Annotated in this window: 1 pseudogene; it reads right to left on the reverse strand. The window is 53.3% G+C overall.

What is annotated here, in order from left to right:
* Positions 1-255 (reverse strand): annotated as a pseudogene (locus IT084_RS17935) (IS200/IS605 family accessory protein TnpB-related protein); the annotation flags it as partial.

A 255-nucleotide genomic window follows, 5' to 3' on the forward strand; every position in this document is an offset into this window, starting at 1 on the left:
CTGTCTGTTCGGACAGGTGGGAGACGGTCACGGAAATAGCAAATTCTCCGCTGCGGTAGCTTATTTTGATGTTCGGGTTGCCGCCCTTGGTTTCGTCTCCCCGGGCGTACAACCGGTTCTGCCGGGCCTGCCGCCATTCTTTTTTTGCGGCTCTACCTTTGCAAACCCGCTTCCACAAGGAACGACCGCCGAAGATTATTGTGGGTATGGTGCCGTTATTTTGATGGGTTTTCAGCTCATCCAGCTTGTCACTTA

Source organism: Desulfallas sp. Bu1-1, assembly GCF_015594625.1.
Taxonomy (GTDB): Bacteria; Bacillota; Desulfotomaculia; order Desulfotomaculales; family Desulfallaceae; genus JADNRQ01.